General features: G+C 72.6%; 21 protein-coding genes and 1 riboswitch. Of the genes, 11 read left to right on the forward strand and 10 right to left on the reverse strand.

Going from position 1 to position 22,585, the window contains the following annotated elements; genetic code table 11:
* Positions 1-69: 69 nt before the first annotated feature.
* Positions 70-2,601, forward strand: coding sequence for a transglycosylase domain-containing protein (locus O7595_RS20990; RefSeq protein ID WP_269730190.1), 2,532 nt, complete (start codon positions 70-72; stop codon positions 2,599-2,601).
* A gap of 95 nt (positions 2,602-2,696) precedes the next feature.
* Here O7595_RS20990 and O7595_RS20995 read toward each other — a convergent pair whose 3' ends face one another.
* From O7595_RS20995 to O7595_RS21005, 3 genes are all read right to left on the reverse strand, one after another.
* Entirely contained in the window at positions 2,697-3,017 is a 321-nt protein-coding gene (locus tag O7595_RS20995; protein ID WP_269730191.1) for a DMT family transporter, read from the reverse strand.
* Positions 3,018-3,050: 33 nt separating this feature from the next.
* A riboswitch (guanidine-III (ykkC-III) riboswitch) is annotated at positions 3,051-3,121 on the reverse strand.
* Positions 3,122-3,254: 133 nt separating this feature from the next.
* The gene (locus O7595_RS21000) at positions 3,255-3,602 is read right to left on the reverse strand and encodes a GroES family chaperonin (protein WP_017948036.1); all 348 of its coding nucleotides are present in this window, start codon (positions 3,600-3,602) and stop codon (positions 3,255-3,257) included.
* 55 nt (positions 3,603-3,657) lie between these two features.
* Positions 3,658-3,978, reverse strand: coding sequence for a DUF3618 domain-containing protein (locus O7595_RS21005; RefSeq protein WP_269730192.1), 321 nt, complete (start codon positions 3,976-3,978; stop codon positions 3,658-3,660).
* Positions 3,979-4,105: 127 nt separating this feature from the next.
* Between O7595_RS21005 and bcp the strand changes: the two genes are divergently transcribed.
* Positions 4,106-4,573, forward strand: a complete 468-nt coding sequence (gene bcp, locus O7595_RS21010) for a thioredoxin-dependent thiol peroxidase (RefSeq protein ID WP_269730193.1) — start codon at positions 4,106-4,108, stop codon at positions 4,571-4,573.
* A gap of 339 nt (positions 4,574-4,912) precedes the next feature.
* Here bcp and O7595_RS21015 read toward each other — a convergent pair whose 3' ends face one another.
* A complete protein-coding gene (locus O7595_RS21015) occupies positions 4,913-6,217 on the reverse strand; it encodes an SGNH/GDSL hydrolase family protein (RefSeq protein ID WP_269730194.1) in 1,305 nt (434 codons plus the stop codon).
* Between the two features lie 117 nt (positions 6,218-6,334).
* Between O7595_RS21015 and O7595_RS21020 the strand changes: the two genes are divergently transcribed.
* The 3 genes from O7595_RS21020 (at position 6,335) to O7595_RS21030 (ending at position 9,339) form a co-directional block, all read left to right on the forward strand.
* Positions 6,335-8,008: a DUF445 domain-containing protein gene (locus tag O7595_RS21020; RefSeq protein WP_443071681.1), complete on the forward strand. Its 1,674-nt coding sequence runs from the start codon at positions 6,335-6,337 to the stop codon at positions 8,006-8,008.
* A gap of 560 nt (positions 8,009-8,568) precedes the next feature.
* Positions 8,569-9,012, forward strand: a complete 444-nt coding sequence (locus tag O7595_RS21025) for an SRPBCC family protein (protein ID WP_269730196.1) — start codon at positions 8,569-8,571, stop codon at positions 9,010-9,012.
* 60 nt (positions 9,013-9,072) lie between these two features.
* Positions 9,073-9,339 (forward strand): DUF1876 domain-containing protein, encoded by a 267-nt coding sequence (locus O7595_RS21030; RefSeq protein WP_269730197.1) that lies wholly within the window; start codon positions 9,073-9,075, stop codon positions 9,337-9,339.
* A gap of 216 nt (positions 9,340-9,555) precedes the next feature.
* Here the strand turns inward: O7595_RS21030 and O7595_RS21035 are convergent, their stop codons facing one another.
* The 4 genes from O7595_RS21035 to O7595_RS21050 all read right to left on the reverse strand — a co-directional run bounded on the left by O7595_RS21035 (position 9,556) and on the right by O7595_RS21050 (position 14,914).
* Positions 9,556-9,843 carry an acylphosphatase gene (locus O7595_RS21035; protein ID WP_269730198.1) on the reverse strand — a complete coding sequence of 96 codons (288 nt, stop codon included), beginning with the start codon at positions 9,841-9,843 and terminating at the stop codon, positions 9,556-9,558.
* Between the two features lie 112 nt (positions 9,844-9,955).
* Positions 9,956-10,408 (reverse strand): hypothetical protein, encoded by a 453-nt coding sequence (locus tag O7595_RS21040; RefSeq protein ID WP_332328208.1) that lies wholly within the window; start codon positions 10,406-10,408, stop codon positions 9,956-9,958.
* Positions 10,409-10,712: 304 nt separating this feature from the next.
* Positions 10,713-13,853 (reverse strand): DUF3427 domain-containing protein, encoded by a 3,141-nt coding sequence (locus O7595_RS21045; protein ID WP_269730199.1) that lies wholly within the window; start codon positions 13,851-13,853, stop codon positions 10,713-10,715.
* 56 nt (positions 13,854-13,909) lie between these two features.
* Complete coding sequence (locus O7595_RS21050) at positions 13,910-14,914, reverse strand: hypothetical protein (RefSeq protein ID WP_269730200.1); 1,005 nt, start codon at positions 14,912-14,914, stop codon at positions 13,910-13,912.
* Between the two features lie 117 nt (positions 14,915-15,031).
* Here O7595_RS21050 and O7595_RS21055 point away from each other — a divergent pair, with 117 nt between their 5' ends.
* The 4 genes from O7595_RS21055 to O7595_RS21070 all read left to right on the forward strand — a co-directional run bounded on the left by O7595_RS21055 (position 15,032) and on the right by O7595_RS21070 (position 18,252).
* Positions 15,032-15,823 (forward strand): class E sortase, encoded by a 792-nt coding sequence (locus O7595_RS21055; RefSeq protein ID WP_269730201.1) that lies wholly within the window; start codon positions 15,032-15,034, stop codon positions 15,821-15,823.
* Between the two features lie 232 nt (positions 15,824-16,055).
* Positions 16,056-16,367 carry a DUF6412 domain-containing protein gene (locus tag O7595_RS21060; protein WP_269730202.1) on the forward strand — a complete coding sequence of 104 codons (312 nt, stop codon included), beginning with the start codon at positions 16,056-16,058 and terminating at the stop codon, positions 16,365-16,367.
* 118 nt (positions 16,368-16,485) lie between these two features.
* A complete protein-coding gene (locus tag O7595_RS21065) occupies positions 16,486-17,241 on the forward strand; it encodes a YidC/Oxa1 family membrane protein insertase (protein ID WP_269730203.1) in 756 nt (251 codons plus the stop codon).
* Between the two features lie 150 nt (positions 17,242-17,391).
* The gene (locus tag O7595_RS21070; protein WP_269730204.1) at positions 17,392-18,252 is read left to right on the forward strand and encodes a fumarylacetoacetate hydrolase family protein; all 861 of its coding nucleotides are present in this window, start codon (positions 17,392-17,394) and stop codon (positions 18,250-18,252) included.
* A 124-nt stretch (positions 18,253-18,376) separates the two neighbouring features.
* Here O7595_RS21070 and O7595_RS21075 read toward each other — a convergent pair whose 3' ends face one another.
* Both O7595_RS21075 and O7595_RS21080 read right to left on the reverse strand, forming a co-directional pair.
* Positions 18,377-18,862, reverse strand: a complete 486-nt coding sequence (locus O7595_RS21075; RefSeq protein ID WP_269730205.1) for a heme-degrading domain-containing protein — start codon at positions 18,860-18,862, stop codon at positions 18,377-18,379.
* Positions 18,859-19,983, reverse strand: a complete 1,125-nt coding sequence (locus O7595_RS21080; protein WP_269730206.1) for a Gfo/Idh/MocA family protein — start codon at positions 19,981-19,983, stop codon at positions 18,859-18,861. Before O7595_RS21080 ends, O7595_RS21075 begins: the two co-directional genes overlap by 4 nt.
* 56 nt (positions 19,984-20,039) lie before the next feature.
* On the opposite strand from O7595_RS21080, the gene O7595_RS21085 reads away from it, so the two are divergent.
* Both O7595_RS21085 and O7595_RS21090 read left to right on the forward strand, forming a co-directional pair.
* Positions 20,040-21,236 (forward strand): ROK family transcriptional regulator, encoded by a 1,197-nt coding sequence (locus tag O7595_RS21085; protein WP_269730207.1) that lies wholly within the window; start codon positions 20,040-20,042, stop codon positions 21,234-21,236.
* Positions 21,237-21,786: 550 nt separating this feature from the next.
* Complete coding sequence (locus tag O7595_RS21090) at positions 21,787-22,533, forward strand: hypothetical protein (protein WP_269730208.1); 747 nt, start codon at positions 21,787-21,789, stop codon at positions 22,531-22,533.
* Positions 22,534-22,585 lie beyond the last annotated feature (52 nt).

Here is a 22,585-nt window from a genome sequence, read left to right on the forward strand (position 1 = left end):
TCGCCCGAAATGTCAGCTTCCGTCCCGGAGGTGTTCCTCCGGGCAGGGGCCCGAGGAGTCTCCACGGACATGAGTCACGAGCCACAGCAGCGGCGGGACCCGGGGGATCCGACCGCCGTCGGCCGCCCGGTGCCCGGCGCGTCGCCCGAAGGGGTCGGGGAGGGACGGGACGGCGGGACCGGCCGGGAGGGCCCGGACGTGCGCGCGGACCGGGAGGGCGGGCAGGACGGCGCGGAGCCGCCGGCCGCCGACGCCCGTCGGGGCCGCAGCCGGACCCGCCCCCGGCGCACCGGTCTGCGGCGTGCCGTCCCCACCTGGCGGACGGTCCTCGGCGGGTGCCTGCTCTTCGCGCTCCTGCTCATCGGTGGTTTCGTCACCGGCTACCTGCTGGTCGGTATCCCGCCGGCCAATTCCGCGGCCACGGCACAGTCGAACGTGTACCTCTACAAGGACGGCACGCAGATCGCCCGCGACGGCGAGGTCAACCGGCAGAGCGTCCGGCTCTCCCAGGTCCCCCTCTCCGTTCAGCGCGCGGTGCTCGCCGCCGAGGATCGCGACTTCTACTCCGAACGGGCAGTCGACCCCCAGGCGATGGTCCGTGCCGCGTGGAACACCGTCACCGGCAAGGGGAAGCAGTCCGGCTCCACCATCACCCAGCAGTACGTCAAGAACTACTACCTGGGCCAGGAGCGGACGATCACCCGCAAGGTGAAGGAGTTCTTCATCGCGATCAAGCTCGACCGGGAGGAGAGCAAGGCCGACATCCTGGAGGGCTACCTCAACACCAGCTACTTCGGCCGCAACGCGTACGGCATCCAGGCCGCCGCCCACGCCTACTACGGCAAGGACATCGGTGCTGTCGACACCGCCGAGGGCGCCTACCTCGCCTCGCTGCTCAACGCGCCCAGCGCGTACGACGTGGCCGCCCATCCCGAGAACCGGCCCCGGGTGCTGGCCCGCTGGAACTACACGCTCGACGGCATGGTGACGGAGAAATGGCTGCCCCTCTCCGACCGGGCCACCATGATCTTCCCGATGCCGCAGACGGCGGGCCCCGCCACGGGGCTCTCCGGACAGCGCGGCTATGTCGTCCAGGCCGTCGAGGACTGGATCACCGGCAACGGGATCGTCGACGAGAAGACCCTGGCGCGCGGCGGCTACCGCATCACCACCACCCTGGAGCGGAAGAAGCAGGACGCCTTCGTCGCCGCCGTCGACCGGCACGTGATGTCCCGGCGCGATCCCGGCCGTGCCGCCGACCGCAACGTCCGCGTCGGCGGGGCGTCGATCGACCCCGCGAGCGGCAAGGTCGTCGCCATGTACGGCGGCATCGACTACACCAAGCAGTACGTCAACAACGCCACCCGCCGCGACTACCAGGTCGGTTCGACGTTCAAGCCGTTCGTCCTCGCCGCGGCCGTCGAGAACGGCTCCATGACCCAGGACGGTCGGCGGATCACCCCCGACACGCTCTACGACGGCACGGACCGGCGCCAGGTGCAGGGCCGCCACGGCCCGACCGGCTACGCGCCGGAGAACGAGGACAACGTCTCCTACGGCCCGCTGAGCCTGCGGATGGCCACGGACCACTCGGTCAACTCGGTGTACGCGCAGCTCGCCCAGGACGTCGGACCGCGCAGGGTGCGGGACACCGCCATCGCCCTCGGCGTCCCGGAGACCACCCCGGACCTGACCGCGACCCCGTCCATCGCGCTCGGTGTGGCCACCGCGAGCGTCCTGGACATGGCCGAGGCGTACGCGACGCTCGCCAACCACGGCCGGCACGGCACGTACACGCTGGTCGAGCGCGTCACGAAGGACGGCGTGGAACTGGACCTGCCCACCGCGCCGGCCAGACAGGCCATCAGCCGCGAGGCGGCGGACACCACGACGTCCGTGCTGATGGGCGTGGTGCGGCAGGGGTCGGGCACGGCGGCGCTGTCCTCCGGACGGCCCGCGGCGGGCAAGACGGGCACGGCGGAGGGCGACAGGGCCGCCTGGTTCGCCGGCTACACCCCCGATCTGGCGACCGTCGTCGCCGTCATGGGCCAGGATCCCGACACCGGTGCCCAGAAGTCGCTCTACGGGGCGCTGGGCCTGCCGCGGATCAACGGCGGCGGGGCGCCCGCGGCGATCTGGGGCGAGTTCACGGCGGCCGCGCTGGCCGGCCGCGAGGCGGTGGACTTCGACCTCACGGTCGCCGAGGGCGCGGAGGAGGAGTTCTTCCCGTTCGACGAACCGGGCCTGCCCGGCGACGACCCCTTCGGGCCGGTCGGGAACGAGGACCGCACCGACGACCGCCGGTCCGCCACCGGCACGCCGCCCCCGGCGGACTGGCCGGACACCGGCGATGCCGCGGACGGCGTGATCCCGCGCGACGGCGGCACTCCGCCGGCGGGCGGAACCACGGGCGGCCGCCCGCCCACGGCGGGCCGGGGCACCGGCGGCCCGGCGACCGGTGGGCCTGGCGGCGGCATCGGCCAGGGCGGCGGGGGGCAGGGCGGGGCCGGCCGGGGCACCACCGGCGGCGGGGGCGACGGCGGCGGCCCGCAGGGGACGGGCGGCACCGAGGGCTGGGGCCTGTTCCCCGACCGGCCGTGAGCCGTGCCGGCGTGGGCCGACCGGCTGTGGGCCGTGTCGGCTTTGGGCCCGGCCGCGGCCGGGAAGGCCGGTGAGCCGAGCCGCCGTGAAGGGGATCAGTGGCCCGAGGTCGCCTTCAGGCCGACCACGGCGACGAGGAGCAGGACGACGAAGAAGATCCGGGCGGCGGTCGCCGGTTCACCGAGGACGGCCATCCCCACGATCGCGGCACCGGCCGCCCCTGTGCCGACCCAGACGCCGTACGCGGTGCCGATGGGCAGGGTTCTGGCGGCGTGGGACAGCAGCAGCATGCTGGCGACGATCCCGGCGGCGGTGAACACGCTCGGCCAGAGTCGGGTGAAACCCTCCGTGAACTTCATGCCGATCGACCAGCCGACCTCGAGGAGGCCGGCGAGAAAGAGCAGGACCCAGGCCATGACAGGCACCTCCGAGACGCGGACTTCTTGTGGGGTGCGTCGTCTTTGCCTGCCCGGTACGGCGCGTCTCGTCGGGTCGACCCCACCGTAGCAAAGGGCATGAGGAAGGCCTGGTGACGGTGTCACCAGGCCTCTTCCCCGCCCGTGCGGGTACCGCCGCGCCCAGGGCCGCGCGGTTCGTCCGGGCGTGCGCCGGGCAGCGCGTACCGGCACCGGGCCGGGCGGCGGCGCGGACCGCTACAGGTACAGCCCGGTCGAGTCTTCGGCGCCCTCGAAGCGGTCCGCGGCGACGGCGTGCAGATCGCGCTCGCGCATCAGTACGTACGCCACGCCGCGCACCTCGACCTCCGCGCGGTCCTCCGGGTCGTACAGCACGCGGTCGCCGGCCTCGACCGTACGGACGTTCTGCCCGACGGCGACCACTTCCGCCCAGGCCAGACGCCGGCCGACCGCCGCGGTCGCCGGGATCAGGATGCCGCCGCCGGACCGCCGCTCGCCCTCGGGGGCGTCCGACCGGACCAGCACCCGGTCGTGCAGCATCTTGATGGGCAGCTTGTCGTGCTTGTCGAGGGTGTTGTCGCTCACGACACCGAACCTACCTGCCGAACGCCGGTCGGGCCGCCTCCGGGGTGGAGCGGGGTCACGCCTTCCGCTTCCTGGCGGCCAGGGCCAGCAGACCGACCAGGCCCACGACGGCCAGCGCCACCGGCACCGCGCGCTCCAGCCTGGGCGCGCCGTCCGGGTGCACGAACCGGTTCTTCACGTCGATCACCAGGCGATTCGCGGCCACGAAAGCCCGCCCGGCGGTCTGGTCCACGGTCGAGGCGACCTTGGCCTTCGCGTCCCCGATGATCGTCTTCGGGTGCATCCGCACCCCGATCTCGTCGAGCGTCTCGGCGAGCTGCTCGCGCCGGCGGACGATGTCCGCCTCGATCTGCGCAGGGGTCCTGGCGTCCGACACCGCGCCGCCTCCGTCGTCGTTTCCGGTAGTCCTTCCTCGACAGTCTGTCAGCTCGACGCCGACCGCACCCAACGGCACCCCTATTACGCTCGGTGCCGTACGCCCACATCCCTGAGGAGAACCGAGAATGAGCGAGCGACTCCAGCCCGGCGACACCGCCCCGGACTTCGCCCTGCCCGATGCGGACGGCAACGAGGTCTCGCTCGCCGACCACAAGGGCCGCAAGGTCATCGTGTACTTCTACCCGGCGGCCCTGACCCCGGGCTGCACCAAGCAGGCCTGCGACTTCACCGACAACCTGGACCTGCTGGCGGGCGCCGGCTACGACGTGATCGGCGTCTCCCCGGACAAGCCGGAGAAGCTCGCGAAGTTCCGGGAGAAGGAAGAGCTCAAGGTCACGCTCGTCGGCGACCCGTCGAAGGCGGTCCTGGAGGCGTACGGCGCGTTCGGCGAGAAGAAGCTCTACGGCAAGACGGTGACGGGGGTCATCCGGTCGACGGTCGTCGTGGACGAGGACGGCAAGGTCGAGCGGGCGCTCTACAACGTGAAGGCCACCGGCCACGTCGCGAAGATCATCAAGGACCTGGGCCTCTGACGTCCCGCCGCCGGCCGGAGTCCCCTCCCACGCCGGACCCCGGCCGGCGGCTCCCGGCCCGCTGCCCCGGACAGGTGCGGCGGTTCGCCCCCTCCGGGTCGAGAAGACCCTCTCCGTGCACCTCCCGACGCGGAAGGGACCGCCGTGGAGCGCGCCGGACGGAGGGGACAGGCGCCGGGACGCTCGCTGGACCGCCCTCGCACCGGGCGGGACCGAGTCGGCCGCGGACCCCTTGCGGGGCAGGAGGCCGGGCCGGACTCCGAGCGGCGAGCCGAGGCGGCTCCGGCCCGGGCCCGCGACGTACGGCCCGGGGGTCCTGCCGCGGCGCCCCGCCCCGCGTCAGAGGCGGGCCGCCGCCCGTTCGCCTATCAGCGCGGAGAGGTCCACGCTGCGTGCCATCCGCGCGTACCCCGCGTCGTTGGGGTGCAGATGGTCCCCGGAGTCGTACGCCGGGTGCAGCCGCTCCGGGGCGTAGGGATCCCTCAGGGCGCGGTCGAAGTCGACGACGGCGTCGAAGACCGTGCCCGCGCGGACGGCCTCGTTGATCTCCTGCCGGGCGGCCTCCAGAGCCGGGCTGTGGCGGGGGTGCCCCTCGAACGGCATGAGCGTCGCCCCGACCACCCGCAGTCCGCGCGCCCGCGCCCGGTCCGCGAGGCTCCGCAGCCCGGCCGTGACCCGCGCCGGGTCCGCCGTGCCGGCCGGGCGGAGGAGGTCGTTGACGCCCAGGGCGATCACGACGACCCGGGCGCCCGGCCGGTCGAGCACGTCACGGTCGAGACGGGACAGGCCGCTCGGGCCGATGCCGTCCTGGAGGAGCCGGTTGCCGCTGATGCCCTGGTTGACGACGCCGTATCCCCAGCGGCCCGAGCGGAGCCGGTCGGCCAGGTGGTCGGTCCAGCGGCGGTCGGTGTCGGGCGTGGAGCCCGCTCCGTCGGTGAGCGAGTCGCCGAGGGCGACCACGGTGCCGCGCGCGGCCGGATTGCGGACGTCGACGGCCGTCAGGTGGTGCCAGGAGGAGGTGCGCAGGGTGTAGCGCGCCGCGCCGGTGTCGCGGGTGCGGTCGCCCTGGGCCAGGTACGAGGTCTGGCGCGCCCGCGCGTGCAGGGTGACCGTGCCCCCGCCGGGCGCCGGGACGAAGAGGGAGACGAGCAGATGCCCGTCCTCGGGGACGGCGAGGAGGGCCGGGTCGCCGACGACGTGCCCGCCCGGGGGCACCGTGACGGACCGGCGCCCGTCGAAGAGCACCGGCCGCAGGCTGCCGGGGACGGCTGCCGCGCCCCCGGCGGCGACCGCGATGGAGGCGCGGCCTATGTGCAGGGGCTCGGTCCCGTAGAGGTTCGACAGGGTGATCCTGGCCTCGCTGCCGCCCAGGCTGGTGTGGACGACGTTCCGTACGGAGTGCCCGCCGGCGGGGGCGACTCCGGCCTTCCCGGGCGCGGCGGACCAGGTCCCGGTCCAGCCGCCCGTGCCCACGGCCTGCGCCGTCGTGTTGCCGGGCCGGCCGCCGGTTCCGGTGCCGGGAGCGGCCTGCCGCCGGTGGTCCGGACCGACGAGGGAGAAGGTGCTGATGATCGCGCCGGAGATCAGCAGGGTCAGGGCGACGAGTGCGGCGAACAGGCCGTACCCGGCCCGCTGGGTTTTCATGAGCACATCATCCGATATGGCCGTGGGAACTCGACGTGCGCCCCGGGAGTACCACAGGTAGGGAGAAGGCGTACGGCCGTTGGGTAGGAGCGTCGCGTACGCGGACGGGTGGAGTCGATGAAGCGAACTGAACGACCTGAGCGCGAGGATCCGGCCGCCGGCCGTCCGGGCCCAACTCCGGGCGCGCCCGACGGGTACGGCCGGGCAGCCGGCGCCCCCGCGCCGCCGTCGGCGGGCGGCGGCGCGGACGGTGCCGGGCCCGCTCACGGCCGCTCCGGGGGCGGCGCCGACGGACGCGAGGTGGCGCTGGGCCGATCGGGTGACGACGGGCGCGACGGGGGCGGCCGTGACGACGCCGACGGTGCGGGACGCCGCCCCGAGGCGACCGGCGAGGCGGTGCGCGACGGGTCCCGGCCGGGACCCCGTGGCGGCAGCGGCGCCGGACCGGGATCCGACGAGCCGGGCGGGGGCGGCCGGTCCGGGTCCGCGACCGGGCGTGCCCGTCAGCCGCGACCGGCACCGCTCGCCTCCTTCGCGTACACCGCCGCCGACGAGGAGAAACGCCGCGGAGTACGCCGGATGAAGGCCACGGCCACGGGTCTGCTGCTCCTGGTGGCGGTGATCTTCACGCTCGCCACCTGGGCCAGGAACTCCGGCATCGAGGGCTGGCCCGGCTATGTGGCCGCGGCGGCCGAGGCCGGGATGGTCGGCGCCCTGGCCGACTGGTTCGCGGTCACCGCACTGTTCCGGCACCCCCTGGGCATCCCCATCCCGCACACCGCGATCATCCCCAACAAGAAGGACCAGCTCGGCGCCTCCCTCGGGAACTTCGTCGGGGAGAACTTCCTCTCCGAGGACGTCGTACGGGCCAGGCTGCGCGGCCTCTCCCTCGGCGGCCGGCTCGGCGCCTGGCTCGCCGAACCCGCACACGCCGACCGCGTCACCGCCGAACTGTCCACCGCCCTGCGCGGCGCGCTCGCCGTCCTGCGGGACTCCGACGTCCAGGCCGTCGTCGGCGAGGCCATCACCCGCCGCGCGGAGACCGTCGAGATCGCGCCGGGCATCGGCAAGACCCTCGACAAGATCGTCGCCGACGGTGCCCACCACCGCGCCGTGGATCTGGTCTGCGCCCGCGCCCAGAACTGGCTGACCACCCACGGCGATTCCGTGATGGACGCCGTCCAGGGCGGAGCCCCGGGCTGGACGCCCCGCTTCGTCGACCGGAAGGTCGGCGAGCGGGTCTACAAGGAGCTGGTCCGGTTCGTCACCGAGATGCGTGACGCCCCCGACCACCCCGCGCGTGCCGCGATCGACCGGTTCCTCGCCGACTTCGCCTCCGACCTCCAGGCGGACACGGACACCCGCACCCGGGTGGAGCGCATGAAGTCCGACATGCTCTCCCGCCCCGAGGTGCAGGACATCATCGCGTCGGCATGGGCGTCCGTGCGCGCCATGATCATTTCCGCGGCCGAGGACGATCGCAGCGAACTGCGGCTGAGGGCCCGTGCCTCCCTGATGTCCCTCGGCGCACGACTGGCCACGGACGGCAGGCTTCAGCGCAAGCTGGAGGGCTGGATCGAGAACGCCGCGGTGTACGTGGTGACGACGTACCGCGAGGAGATCACGTCCCTGATCAGCGACACGGTCGCGAGCTGGGACGCCGAGCACACCTCGCGCAAGATCGAGGCGCACATCGGTCGTGACCTGCAGTTCATCCGGATCAACGGCACGGTCGTCGGTGCGCTGGCCGGTCTGTTGATCTACACGGTGGCGCACGCGCTCGGCGGCTGAGCCGGCGCCGGGCCGACCGCGGGCAAGGGGCCGGCGTGGGCCGGCGCCGAGCGGGAGTGCGGCGGGGAGCCGCGGGCAGAGCCGGGAGCGCCCGGGAAAGCGCTGGGTGCGCGACCGGACTCTGTCCGCCGGTTGCGCACCCAGCCACCATGGGGGAGTTGCCCTTGAGTACGGACGCGCCGCCGTCCCCGTTCAATGTCCTTCGGGGCCGCTTCCGGCCATGTCTGCCGGGCCGTTCTCGGACTGTCCTCACGTCCGGCCGCCGACGGCCGGTCGATCCGTTCCGTCGGCACTCGAGCCCGAGGGCTGGTCGCCAGGGATGGCGCGACAGGCCCAGATCGAGAGACTTCGCCGCCTTGCGCCGGGCCGTGCCGCCGGGCCCGGACGAGGACCGGCGGACGCGCCGCCCGCCGAATGTCGAAGACCCCGTTCCCCACCGGCCGGTTGGCCGCTCACGGGCCGGCGGGGGGAGAGGCCCCCTGCGGCCCGCGCACCGCGTCGGATCCGTTGCGGTGAGGCGCCACGGAACGCACCCTGGAGGGAGAGGCAGGGAGACCGTCATGCCCACTCTCGAAGAACAGATCGACATCACGGCGCCCGGTGACGTGGTCTGGAACCACCTGCACCAGGTCGAGGACTATCCGCAGTTCGTAGGAGGCGTACGGGAGGCCCGGCGCGAGGGAGCCTCCGGCGTCCACATGGACGTGGAGACCGCGGCGGGGCGGGCCTTCGGGCTCGACGCCGCCACGGACGATCTCCGTCCGAATCAGACGATGACCTGGAGGACGACGGAGACCCCGCACCTCAGCGGCTCCGTCTCGCTCCTCCCGATCGACGCGACCCACACGAGGATGCAGCTACGCATGGAGTACGACCCCGCGGAGGCGCACGACGCGTTCGGGGGGCCCCGGGGATTTGCCCAGTCGTCCGCGATCGAGAGGACCGTCCGGGCGGACCTCCACCAGTTCAAGGATCTGGTGGAACGGGCACACCCCCGCACCTGACCAGCACAGTGCCCCGCGGTGGACGGGGCCGACGGAACCGTACGGCGAAGGTGACCCGTCATGACGACGCAGCACTGGAACATCGACCTGTCGTTCGAGGAGGACGGGACGCGGACGGCCTGCAAGGCCTCTCTCAGCGGCCCCAACGCTCCCGGCGTCGAGGGCAGGGGCATAGCGCGACGCAATCCGGACGACAGCCCGGACGCGAAGATAGGCGAGGAACTGGCGGCGGCCCGCGCCTGCTCCGAACTGGCTCATGAACTCGTCGGCCGTGCCGCTGCCGACGTCGAGAGCCACACCCACCGGCCGGCGAACATCGGCATGTGACGGCGGGCGATCCGCACCGGTCCCGCAGGCCGGTGGCGGGCCGACACCACGCGCCGGTGGCCGGGGAGTCCTGCCGGCCACCGGCGCACGACACGGCGTGACCGCCGGGTACGCGTCCGCCTCGCACCGGCCCCGCGAGGTCCAGTCCCCGGGCCCCGCGAGGTCCAGTTCCCGGGATCGGGCACGCCGGGCCCGGCAGCGGCCCCGGCGGGAGGGTCAGGCGCCGCCGCTGGGGCTGTGCCGCACCTCGAACCCCATGAGCCCCTCGGATTCCTCGTCGCTCACCTCCACCGCGCGCACATCGGCGGACGGCGGCCCTACTCGTGCCCACCGCACGAGCGTCGCGACGGCGTCGGGACCGCCCTCGAACACTGCCTCGACCCGTCCGTCGGTGAGGTTCCGCACCCAGCCGGCCACCCCGTGCTCCTCGGCGACCCGCCTGCACGTGTCCCGGTAGAAGACGCCCTGGACCAATCCGGAGACCACTACGCGCTTTCGCACCATGACTCCGGATCGTACGAGCCGGTGGGCCCCGCGCCCGGCGGCGACGCGTCGCGCGCGGCGGCACGGATACGCCCTCGCGGTCAGGCCCGTCGGGAACGGACCCCGGTGACCGTCAGGCCCACAGCTTGTACGTCACCTCGGGCGGCAGGTGCTCGGGCCTGCTACCGGGGAAACTGAGGTGGAGCTGCCCGTACCGCTGCTGATCGGGGTTCTTCTCCCACGCCTCCGGGCGCTCGAACCTGACGTTCACGGGGTACGAGTGGAATGTGCCCGCGGCGCAGTAGGGCTTGCAGTCGTTCACCACGTTCAGCCCCGTGGCCACGGCGGACGTCGGACCCCACGACGACCACTTGAGCTCGGTCAGCCCACTGTTGCCGTCACCGCAGGCGATCAGGAACTCGCTCGGGCGCACCTGCGCCTTCATGAAGCAGTCCACCACCACGACCTCGTCACCGGGCTGTGCCGCCACGGAGGGGGACGCCGAGGCGGTCGCAGGTACAAGGCCTACTGCGAGCGACATCGCGGCGAACATCATGGCCGCGGTCCTCAGCTTGTGTGTCTGCATGTGTGCTCCCAGCCGTCTCTCCCCGAGCCACCCGGCCCACCGTCCCCACGCACCCCTACCGCCCAGGGCGGCCCCGTACCCCACGGCGCATCCCGACAGGCGCTCCCGACCTCCTTCGAACGGTGCTTCTGTATCGACGCTACGACCGCGCCGGGGGACCCACCACTTACAGGGGTAACAACCGCACGGAGCGGAACGCGCGCCCGGCCACTCTTGGCTGGTCGAGGGGCGGGGAGACGCCAGGAGGCGCCGGCTGCCGTGAGCGACTGCTGAGTGCGCCTGTGTGCGCTGAGTCGGCCGGAGGTCAGTTCGCGGCGATGGCCGAGTAGGTCCAGACGTCGGCAGGCATCTGACGCTGAAGCCTCCACGTGATGCCCATCGGCTTGCTTCCCTTGTGCGTCACGTAGTCCGCGGGGCCGAGGAGCAGCCAGGGCTGGGGTCCGCCGATGTCCGTCTTCTTGTAGCGGCGGACGAAGAGGAGGACGTGGCTTCCCAGCTCCTTGTGCGTCCTATAGCGAATGCCGGTGGGGGAGGTGTCCGAGGTCTGGTTCTGGGACTCCCAGTGGAAAAGGGACTCGTTCAGGGCGTAGTCCCGGTAGCGGGTCCGGGGGGAGAAGTCCTTCTCGTCCTTTTCCAGCGTGATCAGTAGAGCGTCGGTTCGTGTGCTCTCGCACCACTTGACGCCCTCACGGAAGTGGCCTGGCATGAAACCGCCTATATGGGACTGGCCCAGGGCAGGGAGGATCTCCTCGCGGCTGTAGGAAGCGTGCACCGTGAGGGGGACGCCGCCAAGGTCGCCGAGGAGGGGGATGGGGACGTGGTCCGCCTGGTCGAGGACGTAGGCCAGGACCTGGCGGAGTTCGCTTCGGAAGTCATGGCGGGGACCCAGCGAGTCGAAGGCCTCCTGGTACGTGCGGAAGCCTCCGAGGGGCCAGAGCGAGAAGAAGAGCATGCGTGCGTATGCCTGGCCGAGGCCATCAAGCTCGTCGTACCGGGGGGCGTCGTCCTCGAGGAGGCTCGTATACGCCGCGACGCGGTGTGGGTCGTCGATGTGAAGGAAGGCGGGCACTCTTCTGAGAAGTGCGTCCTCCCCCTCGGCCGCAGGCGTGGAGAGCAGGTCGGCGCGGCGCAGGAGGCCGGTCCAGGAGTTTCCGCTACCTCTGTAGAGCTCCTTGACGTCCCGGCCGCTCTCCTTGAGGTAGCCGGAGAGGCGAGGCTCCGCGTGCTGTCTGACCTCCCGTGCCAGTTGTGTGACGTTGATGCTGATCTGGCTGCGGATGTTGCCGATGACGGTGTTCTTGGCCTTGGGCTCAAGAATGATCTGGCAGCCGGAGGGAAGGGTCGGGAAATCGCGCTCGATACCGGCCAGTAGGCGGCCGCGCGTCAGATTGGTCAGCGCCTGGAACTGCTGCTCGAAGCGGAACTCCTTGCGGTGCTGGCCGATGAAGTCGAGAACGGTCAGCACGGCTTTGCTCTCGGTTCGGCGCAGTCCCCGCCCGAGCTGCTGCAGAAACACGGTTGCGCTTGATGTGGGGCGCAAGAGCAGGAGCGTGTCGACGTCCGGGATGTCCAGGCCCTCGTTGAAGAGGTCGACCGAGAAGATGACCTGCAACTCTCCGGACTTCAGTGAGTCCAGCGCGGCCTTTCGGTCCCTTCGGGGGGACTCGCCCGACAGCGCCACGGCTTTGAGGCCGGCGTGCGAGAAGACGTCGGCCATGAAGCGGGCGTGGGAGACCGACACGCAGAACCCCAGGGCACGCATGGACGCCGGGTCCGAGACTTTGTCCATGACGGCCCGTACCACGAGGCGTGCTCTAGCGTCGTCACCGGTGAAGAGGGTGCTCAGCTCCGATAGGTCGTACGAGCCGCGCTTCCACGCAACGGCGCTCAAATCGGTGTTGTCGGTCACGCCGAAGTAGTGGAACGGGCTCAGCAGTTCATTCTCCAGCGCCTCCCACAGCCTCATCTCCGCCGCGATGCGGCCGTTGAAGAACTCGTCCTGGACGTTGCGTCCGTCCATCCGCTCCGGCGTCGCGGTCAAGCCGAGCAGTTGGCGAGGAGTGAAGTAGTCGATGATCTTCCGATAGGTCGAAGACACCCCGTGGTGGAACTCGTCGATGACGATGACGTCGAAGTGGTCCGGTGGGAAGCGCTCGAGACGCCGGGTGCTGAGGGACTGAACGCTGGCGAAGACGTGGTTCCAATCGCTGGGAACGAGGTTGCTGTGCAGTTCCTCCCCGAAGTTCGCATCGACGAGTACGTCCTGGTACGTGCGGAGCGACTGCCGGAGGATCTCCTGGCGATGAGCGACGAAGAGAAGTCGCAGATCTGGTCCGTACTTCTCCCGTAGGCGCTTGAAGTCCAGGGCGGCCATGACCGTCTTGCCGGTGCCGGTCGCGGCGACCAAGAGGTTGCGGTCGCGTCCGTGGAGTTCACGCTCCACTTCAAGGCGTTCCAGCATGTCCCGTTGGTGTGGGTAGGGGCGTACCTCCAGCCCGGAGAGTGTGAGATGGCGGTCCTCGGCGCTGCGGGTTCGGCGGCCCGCCTGCAGGAGCGCGTCGTCGAGACGCGTGGCGTCCCGCACGGGGTCGTACGGCTCGAATGCCGGATCGCTCCAGTAGGAGTCGAAGGTCGCCTCGAACTTGCGCAGCACGTCCGGGGTGGCGACGGAGGAGAGGCGGACGTTCCACTCCAGTCCGTCGAGGAGCGCGGCCTTCGACAAGTTGGAACTGCCCACGTATGCCGTGTCGTAGCCGCTGTTCCGGCGGAAGAGCCAGGCCTTGGCATGGAGGCGGGTGGAGCGCAGCTCGTAGTTGACCTTGATCTGGGCGCTGAATTTCTGAACCAGTCTGTCCAGAGCGCGCCGTTCGGTGGCACCGATGTAGGTGGTCGTGAGGACGCGAATGGGCACGCTGCGAGCGTGAGCGGCTTCCAGGGACCGCTCGATGACGCGAAGTCCGTGCCACTTCACGAAGGCGCAGAGCAGGTCGACGCTGTCAGCCGTCGCCAGTTCGGCCCGCAACTCGAAACCGAGGCTCGGGTCCTCGGGGGAGTTGGTGATGAGTGCCGTGTCGGACAGGGGCGTCGCCGGGCGGATGGCGTACACGCCCTCGGCTTCCTTCTCGGCGACTGCGAGCAACTGTCTGGGGCCTTCGGCGATGAGGTCGACCCACTCACGAGCCCCGTCCACGGTGTTCATGGCTTCGAGGATGTGGTTCGCCGCGTGCACCCGGTCTGCTGCGGGCAGCCGTTCCAGCACCAGCCTGGTCGTCTCCGCCACATGACGAGCGATCACGTGGGGCGATGATTCGGGCCCCACGAGGTCGTCGATCGCGTGCCACTGGCCGTCCGCTCCCAGATCCTTGAGCCGGTTCTCCAGTCGCAAAGTGATCAACTGCTCGTAGAGCCCGGCAACTGGCGGCCCGGCGTTCACCGGCCTCGTCATCTGATTCCCTCCCCTGTGACCCCCTTCCCGGAGATACCACCGACCACCGACAGGGATCAGGGCCTGGCCAACCCGTGGCACCCCCCGTAGGCCGCCCTCGACCCGCACCAGCACAGTGCCCCCTTCGTCGGGGGCCATGGCGTCGCCTTGCCGCGGGCCGCCAGTGTCGTGGCGTACTGGGGGAGGAGCGAGGCGTCCGCGGGGGAGGTGGCCTCCGAAGCGGCGAAGGCCTCGTAGGAGGGGACCGTGCCCGTGACGATGCCGAGGTTGCCCGTGCCCGTCGCCGCGAGGTCGCGGAGGGCGGACTCGATGGCGGTGAGATGGGCGTCGTGGGTCGGGTACTCCGAGGCCAGCGAGGGGTACGTGCCGAGGAGTTCGGTCAGCTCCGGGGCCGGCCAGTGGAGGACCGCGACCGGGAAGGGGCGGGACAGCGCGGCCCGGTAGGTGCCCAGCTCGGAGCGGAGACGGTCGATCTCGGCGCGGAGCTCCGCGGGGTCCGAGGAGCCGAGGGCCCACAGGCGCTTGGGGTCGTGGAGTTCGTCCAGGGGGACGGCCGCCGCGTGGAGGCGGTCGGCGAGGGTGTCCCAGTCGTCGTGCGGCAGCGCCAGGAGGCGGCGCACGCGGTGGCGGCCCGTCAGGAGGGACTGGGTCGAGTAGGAGGTCTCCTCGTCCGGGGCGATGAGCCGGGTGACCGCCTCGGTGAAGGTGGAGTGGGCCGCGTCGAGTTCGTCGTGGGCCTCCAGCGTCTCGGCGATGATCTCCCACGGTGCCGCGTCGTCCGGGGCCGCCGTGCGGATGCCGTCGATGAGCGTGCGTGCCTCCGCCTCGTGGCCGTACTCCCACAGGTTGGCCGCCTGGAGCGCCTTGATCAGGTGCGAGTCGTCCGGATCGTCGGCGAGGAGGCTGTCGTACAGGCCGCTCGCGCGGGCCCGGTCGCCGGAGAGCTCCAGATGTGCCGCGGCCTGGAGCAGCAGCGGTTCACGGTCCTCCGGGTACTGCTCCGCTGTGCGCAGCAGGCGCTCGGCTTCGGCGGTGTGGTCGGCAGGAGTGTCGGGGCGCATGCAGCACACCGTACTGCTGTACGGGGCCTCGCAGGGGCCTGGTGACTTGGAGGGGCCGCCCCTATCGTGCGCCCCGTGCGGGAGCGGAGGCCGCGGCGGGGAGCCGGGCGGACACCTGTGGTCGTACAGGGGCGGCGGACCCGGTCGGGCCGGGCGGGCGCCCGGGGCGGGCTCGCCCGCGCGCTCTGGGCCGGTGCCGAGATCACCGTGACCCTGGGCGTCGTGGTGCTCCTGCTCGTCGCGCACCAGCTCTGGTGGACCAACCGGCAGGCCAAGGAGGGCGCCGCACGGCAGGTCGAGGCCCTGGAGCGGGAGTGGGTACGGACGCCCGGGCCGGATGCCGGGGCCGGGTCGGGCGACGGCACCGGCCCGGACGCCGGTGCGGGGCAGGCCGCCCCGGACCGGGGTGCACCGGGCCCCGGCGGTGGGAGGGGCTCCCGGGAGGCCGCGCCCGGCCGGGACCAGGCGTACGCCGTGCTGCGCATCCCGCGGCTCGGTGTCGTCGCGCCCGTCGCGCGGGGGGTCGCCAGGCGGGGTGTGCTGGACAAGGGGTACGTCGGGCACTATCCGCGGACGGCGCAGCCGGGGCAGGCGGGCAACTTCGCGGTCGCGGGGCACCGCAACTCCCATGGCGAGCCGTTCCGGTACATCAACCGGCTGCGCAAGGGCGACCGGATCGAGGTGGAGACCCGCACGGGCGTCTTCACCTATGTGGTGGACCAGCAACTGCCCCGGACGTCCGCGCGCGACGGCGGGGTGATCGCGGCCGTGCCGCGGAGTGCGGTCCGGCCCGGTTACGGGTACGGCGAGCCCGGCCGTTACGTGACGCTGACGACGTGCACGCCCGAGTACACGTCCGAGTACCGGCTGGTGGTGTGGGGAAAGCTCGCCGCGACGCGGCCCCGGTGATCCACGCGCCGTGTCGCGCGACCCGGGCCCGGCCGGCCGTGGTGCTCGCGGAGGCCCGCCCGTCGCCGGACGCCGGTCCTCCCGCGGGCCGGGTGCGAGGTGCGTCGCCGAGGTTTTCCACAGGGAACCCGGAGGGCATTCCGCTCGTGTATAACGAATGGAGGTTCGTATCACTCGTACGGCAGCACGGCCACCGCTGCGAGCGGGGCGGGGAAGCAAGGGAGGGGCACGCATGGCCGGTCAGACCTGGCGTGTGCTGAGGCCGCTCGCGCTGCTGCTCTTCATCCTCGTCGAGGTCTTCGTCGCCGGGGGCATCGGACTCTCCACCGCCGTGGCCCTCGCCGCCACCGCGGCGGCCGGTGCCGCGCTGGTCGCCTGTGCGCTGATCCTCTCGCGGGCGGTTCCGCGGGTGCCGGGCACCCGCATACGTACCGCGCTGCGTGATCGCGAGCAGCGCACGGCGTTCCTGCCGCAGCGCGATCCCGACTCCGCGGGCCGCTGCCGGCCCAGGGCTCCCGGTCGTCCCTCGACGACGGCCGCGTAGGGACGCCACCCCCCTCACCTTTCTCACACGCGTGCCCCTTCGGGGTCGTGTGTCCCTTCGCGGGTCGTCATGCCGACATATCCGTTCGTTCCGGCACGACGAGACCCGGAGGGCCTCCATGTCCGCACTCCTGTCCCTGTTCGCTTCCCTGGTCGGTCTGCTCGCCGACCTGGTCCAGCCGCTGTTCCACACTTCCGCCACCGCCGCGGCGATCGTCCTGTTCACCGCGCTGGTTCGGCTGGCCGTCCATCCGCTGTCCCGCGCGGCGGCGCGGGGGCAGAAGGAACGGGCCCGGCTCGCGCCGCAGATGGCCGAGCTGCGCAGGAAGCACGGAAAGGATCCGGAGCGGCTGCAGCGTGCCGTCCTGGAACTGCATACGAGGGAGAAGGTCTCGCCGCTGGCGGGCTGTCTGCCCGGGCTGCTGCAGCTGCCCGCGTTCTTCCTCATGTACCAGCTGTTCTCCAGCTCCCGGATCGGCGGAGAGGCGAACGAACTGCTCGGGCACGGCCTGTTCGGTGCCGAGCTGGGCGGTCGGTGGGCCGACGCGCTCGCGCAGGGCGGGGTGTTCGGGCCGGCCGGGTCGGTGTACCTCGCGGTGTTCGGGATCGTCGCCGTCGTGGCCACGTTCACGTACGCGCGGACCAGGCGGCAGTCGGCGGCCGCCGGCCCGGCCCGGCCGGAGCAGGTGCTGCCGGGGATGGGCGCGATGACGAAGGTGCTGCCGCTGATGTCGTTCGCGACGCTGATCACCGTCGCCGTGGTGCCGCTGGCGGCGGCACTCTACGTGGTGACAAGCATGACGTGGAGTGCGGTGGAGAGGGCGTTCCTGTACCGGGACGCCCCGGCTGCCGGTGCGCTGACTACCGTCGGGTAACGGTCCAGGTTGTGAACAGGGTCTTGCAGGCTGTCCCGGACTCTTGGAGGATCAGCCAAACCTCCGATGAGCCGCACATTCCCCTCCGCCGCACGCGGGGACTCCTCAAGCGGGGCCACCTCGACGCCAGGGACCACAGGGAGAACAGAGATGAAGCTGCTGCGTGTCGGTGAAGCGGGTTTTGAACGGCCCGCGCTGCTCGACCGGGACGGGACGACCCTGCGGGACCTGTCGGGACTGGTGCCGGACATCGACGGGGCGCTGCTCGCCGACGAGGACGCGCTCGGCCGGATCAGGTCGGCCGCGGAGGCCGGGGAGCTCCCGGTGCTCGACGCCGCCGGGGAGCGGATCGGCGCGCCGGTCGCCCGTGTCGGCAAGGTCGTGTGCATCGGGCTGAACTACCACGACCACGCGGCGGAGACCGGCGCTGCGCCCCCGGCCGAGCCCGTCGTCTTCCTCAAGGCGTCGGACACGGTCGTCGGTCCCGACGACACCGTCCTCGTGCCGCGCAACAGCGAGAAGACGGACTGGGAGGTGGAGCTCGCGGTGGTCGTCGGGCGTACCGCGCGCCGTCTGGAGTCCGACGAGGAGGCGCTGGCGCACATCGCCGGGTACGCCGTCGCGCACGACGTATCGGAGCGGGAGTTCCAGATCGAGCGCGGCGGCACCTGGGACAAGGGCAAGAACTGCGAGACGTTCAACCCGCTGGGGCCCTGGCTGGTGACCCGGGACGAGGTGCCGGACCCGCAGGCGCTGTCCCTGAGGCTCTGGGTCAACGGTGAGCTGAAGCAGAACGGCTCCACCGCCGACCAGATCTTCCCGGTCGCCGAAGTGGTCCGGTACGTCAGCCAGTTCATGACCCTGTACCCGGGGGACGTCGTCAACACCGGTACGCCCGCCGGTGTGGCGATGGGGCAGCCGGAGCCCAAGCCGTATCTGCGGGCCGGTGATGTCGTCGAGTTGGAGATCGAAGGGCTCGGACGCCAGCGCCAGGTGCTGAAGGACGCTTAGGCCGCACGGTCGGGGAGCCGTGGGGAGGCGCCGCACGGGCAGGGGCGAGGAGGAGGGGAAGAGCGGGGCGAGGAGGAGAAGGGTCGCGGAGGGGGTGCGGGGGATTCACCCCCTCCGCGGGTCCTCAGGAGGCGAGGAGGCGCTCCAGCGCCTCCACCACCATTGCGTGGTCCTCGACCTGCGGAAGGCCGGAGACCGTGACCGTGCCGATGACGCCGGCGCCCTCGACGCGGACCGGGAACGATCCGCCGTGCGCCGCGTACCGGTCGGGATCGAGCCGGGAGGACTCCTCGAATGTCGTGCCCTTGGCGCGGAACCTGCTGCCGACGAGGAGCGAGCTCTCGCCGTAGCGCTCGACGACCCGCCGCTTGCGGTCGATCCAGGCGTCGTTGTCCGCCGACGACCCGGGGAGAGCACAGTGGAAGAGCTGCTGGCCGCCGCGACGGATGTCGATCGCGACCGGCGCCTGCCGCTCGCGCGCCAGGTCGGCCAGCGCCGAGCCGAGGGCCCAGGCGTCGTCGTGGGTGAACCGGCGCAGCGTCAGACGCTCTTCCTGCGCCTCGAGCACGGCTATCCCGGGGAAGCCGGGCTGTGCGCCGCCGCCGCTCATGCGCCGAGCTCCACGGTGACGCCGTCGCGGGCGGAGCGGCGGGCCGCCTCCAGGACGTCGAGGGCGTCGGCCGCCTCGTACGCGGTGACCGGCGGGGCCGTGCCGTCGCGCAGGGCCGCGGCGACACCGGCGTAGTACGCCGGGTAGTCGCCGGGCAGGGTCTCGACGGGGTGTCCGCCACCCGTCAGCGGCGACTCGCCGGAGCCCACGCGCCCCCACAGCTCCTGCGGCTCCCGGCCCCACGGCCGGTCCGGTTCCGGCCGTTCGCCGTCGCGCAGCGCGGCCTCCTGCGGGTCCAGGCCGTACTTCACATAGCCGGCGGCCGAGCCCAGGACCCGGAAGCGCGGGCCGAGCTGGGCGGTCGTGGCGCTCACGTAGAGGTGCGAGCGGACGCCGCCGGCGTGTGTGACGGCGATGAACGTGTCGTCGTCGGTCTCGGCGCCCGGGCGGCGTACGTCGGACTCCGCGTACACCCGCACCGCCGGACCGAAGAGGGCGAGGGCTTGGTCGACGACGTGGCTGCCCAGGTCGTACAGGAGGCCGCCGATCTCCTCGGGGGCGCCCGACTCGCGCCAGCCGCCCTTGAGTTGCGGGCGCCAGCGCTCGAACCGGGACTCGAAGCGCTGGACCTCGCCGAGCCCGCCGTCCTCGATCAGACGGCGGAGGGTGAGGAAGTCGTTGTCCCAGCGGCGGTTCTGGAAGACGGAGAGCAACAGGCCGTGCTTCTCCGCGAGGCCGGCGAGCGCCCGGGCCTCGGCGGCGGTCCCGGCGATCGGCTTGTCCACGACGACGGGGAGCCCGGCCTCGAGGGCGGCGGTGGCGACCGGGACGTGCGTCTTGTTGGGAGACGCGATGACGACCAGATCGAGTTCGTCCGCGCGCTCCCACAGCTCGTCGGCCGTGGCCGCGAAGCACACGTCGGGGAACTCGGCACGGGCCTGCTCCCGGCGCTCCTCGCTCGACGTCACGATCGTGTCGAGGGCGAGGCCCTCGGTGGCCGCGATGAGCGGGGCGTGGAAGACGGAACCCGCCAGGCCGTAGCCGACGAGTCCGACACGGAAGGGCGTCCCGGCCGGGGTGGGATTCCCGGTCGCGGCGCCGGTGCCAGTGCTGCCAGTCATGGGCCCCACTTAAGCAACGCTGTTGCCAAAGCGCAAGCGCACCGCACAATGGCGGGGTGAAGTGGAGCAACGCGGGTGCGAATCTTCCGGTGCTGCGCAGCCACAACGCGGCGCTGGTACTGGATCTGCTGAGGGCGGCCGACGAGGACGGGATCAGCCGGCTGGAGCTGGCCGAGCGCACCGGACTCACGCCCCAGGCCGTCAGCAAGATCACGGCGAGGCTGCGGGCGGACGGGCTGGCGACCGAGGCGGGCCGTCGTGCGTCCACCGGAGGCAAGCCCCGTACGGTCCTGCGCCTCGTCCCGTCCGCCGCGCACGCCGTGGGGCTCCACCTGGACCGCGACGAGCTGACGGCCGTCCTCGTCGACCTCGCAGGCACGGTGGTCGCGTCCCGCACCCGGGCGCTGGACCTCGGCGGCGCGGTGCCCGACGTCCTCTCGGCGGCGACGGGCGAGGTACGGGCGCTGCAGGCGGGCGCGCCGGAACGGCTACTCGGCGTCGGGGTCGGCATGCCGGGGCCGCTGGACCACTGGAGCGGGGTCCCGGGCCGGGTGACCGGTGCACCGGGGTGGGCGGGCGTCCCGCTCCGCGACGAACTCGCGGAGCGGCTCGGCCTGCCGGTCGTCCTGGACAAGGACACCAACGCGGCCGCACTGGCACTCGTGTTGCGGGGGCGGCCGGAGGGGGGGTCCGAAGGCTACGGTCCGGTGACCGGGCCGACGGACGGGGGCCCCGTCCCCTCCGCTTCCGCCACGCCCTCCGCCTTCGCTTCCGCCTCCTCCGCCGCGCCTGGGTCGTTCGCCTATCTCCACCTCGGTACGGGACTGGGCGCCGGGCTCGTGATCGGCGGTGTGGTGCATCGGGGGGCGCGCACCGGCGCCGGCGAGTTCGGGCACCAGGTCGTGCGGCTCGACGGCCCGGTCTGCCCCTGCGGCAACCGCGGCTGCATCGAGGCCCTGTGCCTCGCGGCCGTCGCCCGCGGAGACCTCGGCGAAGCGGCCCGGATCCTGGGCACCGGGGCGGCCAACCTCGTACGGCTGCTCGACGTCGACCAGGTGCTGCTCGGCGGGCGTACGGTCCTCGCCGACGCGGAGACGTTCGTCCGGGGCGTCCGCTCGGTGGTCGGCGACGGCGCCGTGCACGTCGCGCTGGCCGAGACCGGTGCCCACCCCGTGGCGGAGGGGGCGGCACAGCTCGTGCTGGCCCCGCTGTTCGGTCGTATGGAGGCGACGGGTTCCGCCAACCGGGCGTAATGGTGTGATTTTCAGGTCGCGGGGTGGCGTCGGTACCCGGCGGGTGGGCGCGCGCGTGGCAGCGTCGCTGCCGACGCCGCCCACGCCCGCGATCTGCTGAGGTTCCCCATGCGCCTGCGCACCGCCCTCGCCGCCGGAGCCGTCACGGCCGCCCTCGTCCCCGTCGTCCTGGCGGCACCGGCCCCCGCGCACGCCCCGCAGACCCCGCGGCCCGTACCGCCGGCGCCGGGTACGGCCGCACCGCTTCCCGCGCCGCCCAGCACGGGCGCTCCTCAGTCCGTACCGCCCCGCACCGGCCGGCAGCAACCCACCCCGCCGCAGTCCGCTCCCGCCGTCCGGCGTACCCCGCCCCGGCGCCTCCCGCCCCAGCCCGTGCCGCCCCCGTCCACCGTGCCGCAGCCCCTCGTGCCCCAGCCCCCGGCACCCCAGCAGCCCGCGGTACCCCAATCGGCGGCACCCGTGCCACCGGTCCCGCAGCCCGCCGTCCCCCAGTCCGCCCTCCCGCAGCCCAACGCGCCTCAGTCCGCTGCGCCTCAGTCCGGTGCGCCGAATGCCGCGTCGCCCGCGGCACCCGGCGGAGCGCCCCTCCAGCAGCAGCCGTCCTGCGGCGATCTCAACGCGGTCGAGTTCCCGGTCGCCACCCGCATCGTGCGGGGGCCCGGAGGAGTACCGGGCCGGCGGCGGCGCCCACGAGTTCTCCGTCGAACTGTCCAACACCACGGCCCAGCCGTGCCTGAACATCCACCCCGTGGTCGTCCTCGCCGGGCAGGGCCGGGCCATCCCGCCGGACCGGGTCCGGCTGGAGTTCTACGACGGCGCCGCGCAGATGTGGCGGCCCGTCACCATCGAGAAGACGGACCAGGGCGAGGCCGTCGGCGCCTTCGGAGCGGGCTCGGGCGGCTTCGCGGGCCTGTCGCTGCCGGCCGGCGGCACGTTCTCCGTACGGGTGCGGCTCGCCTTCCCCGACCGCACCACACCCCCCGACGCAGTCGTCGCGAACGCCGCGGTCGTCCAGCGCCGGGGGGCGGACGGGGACTGGGTGGGGGAGTCCAACGACTACCGCTTCGTCATCGTCGCGCCCGAGCCCACCGGGCGGCCCTCGGAGTCCGCCGCCGAACCGGAGGCGACCCGGACCCGCGCCCCCGGTTCCGGCGACGACGGCACCGCCCGGCGGGACGCGCACGAACTCGCAGCGACCGGTACCCGTCCCTGGCACTCGGTGGGTATGGCCACGGCCGGTGGTGTCCTCCTGGCCGGAGCGGTGGTGCTGCTCATGCTGAGGCGCCGGTCCCGCTGAGGGCTTGCAGGGAACGGACGTGTCGCATCCGTGCAAGCCCTCGGGCGCCGGC

Origin of the sequence: Streptomyces sp. WMMC940 (assembly GCF_027460265.1) — a bacterium.
GTDB lineage: Bacteria > Actinomycetota > Actinomycetes > Streptomycetales > Streptomycetaceae > Streptomyces.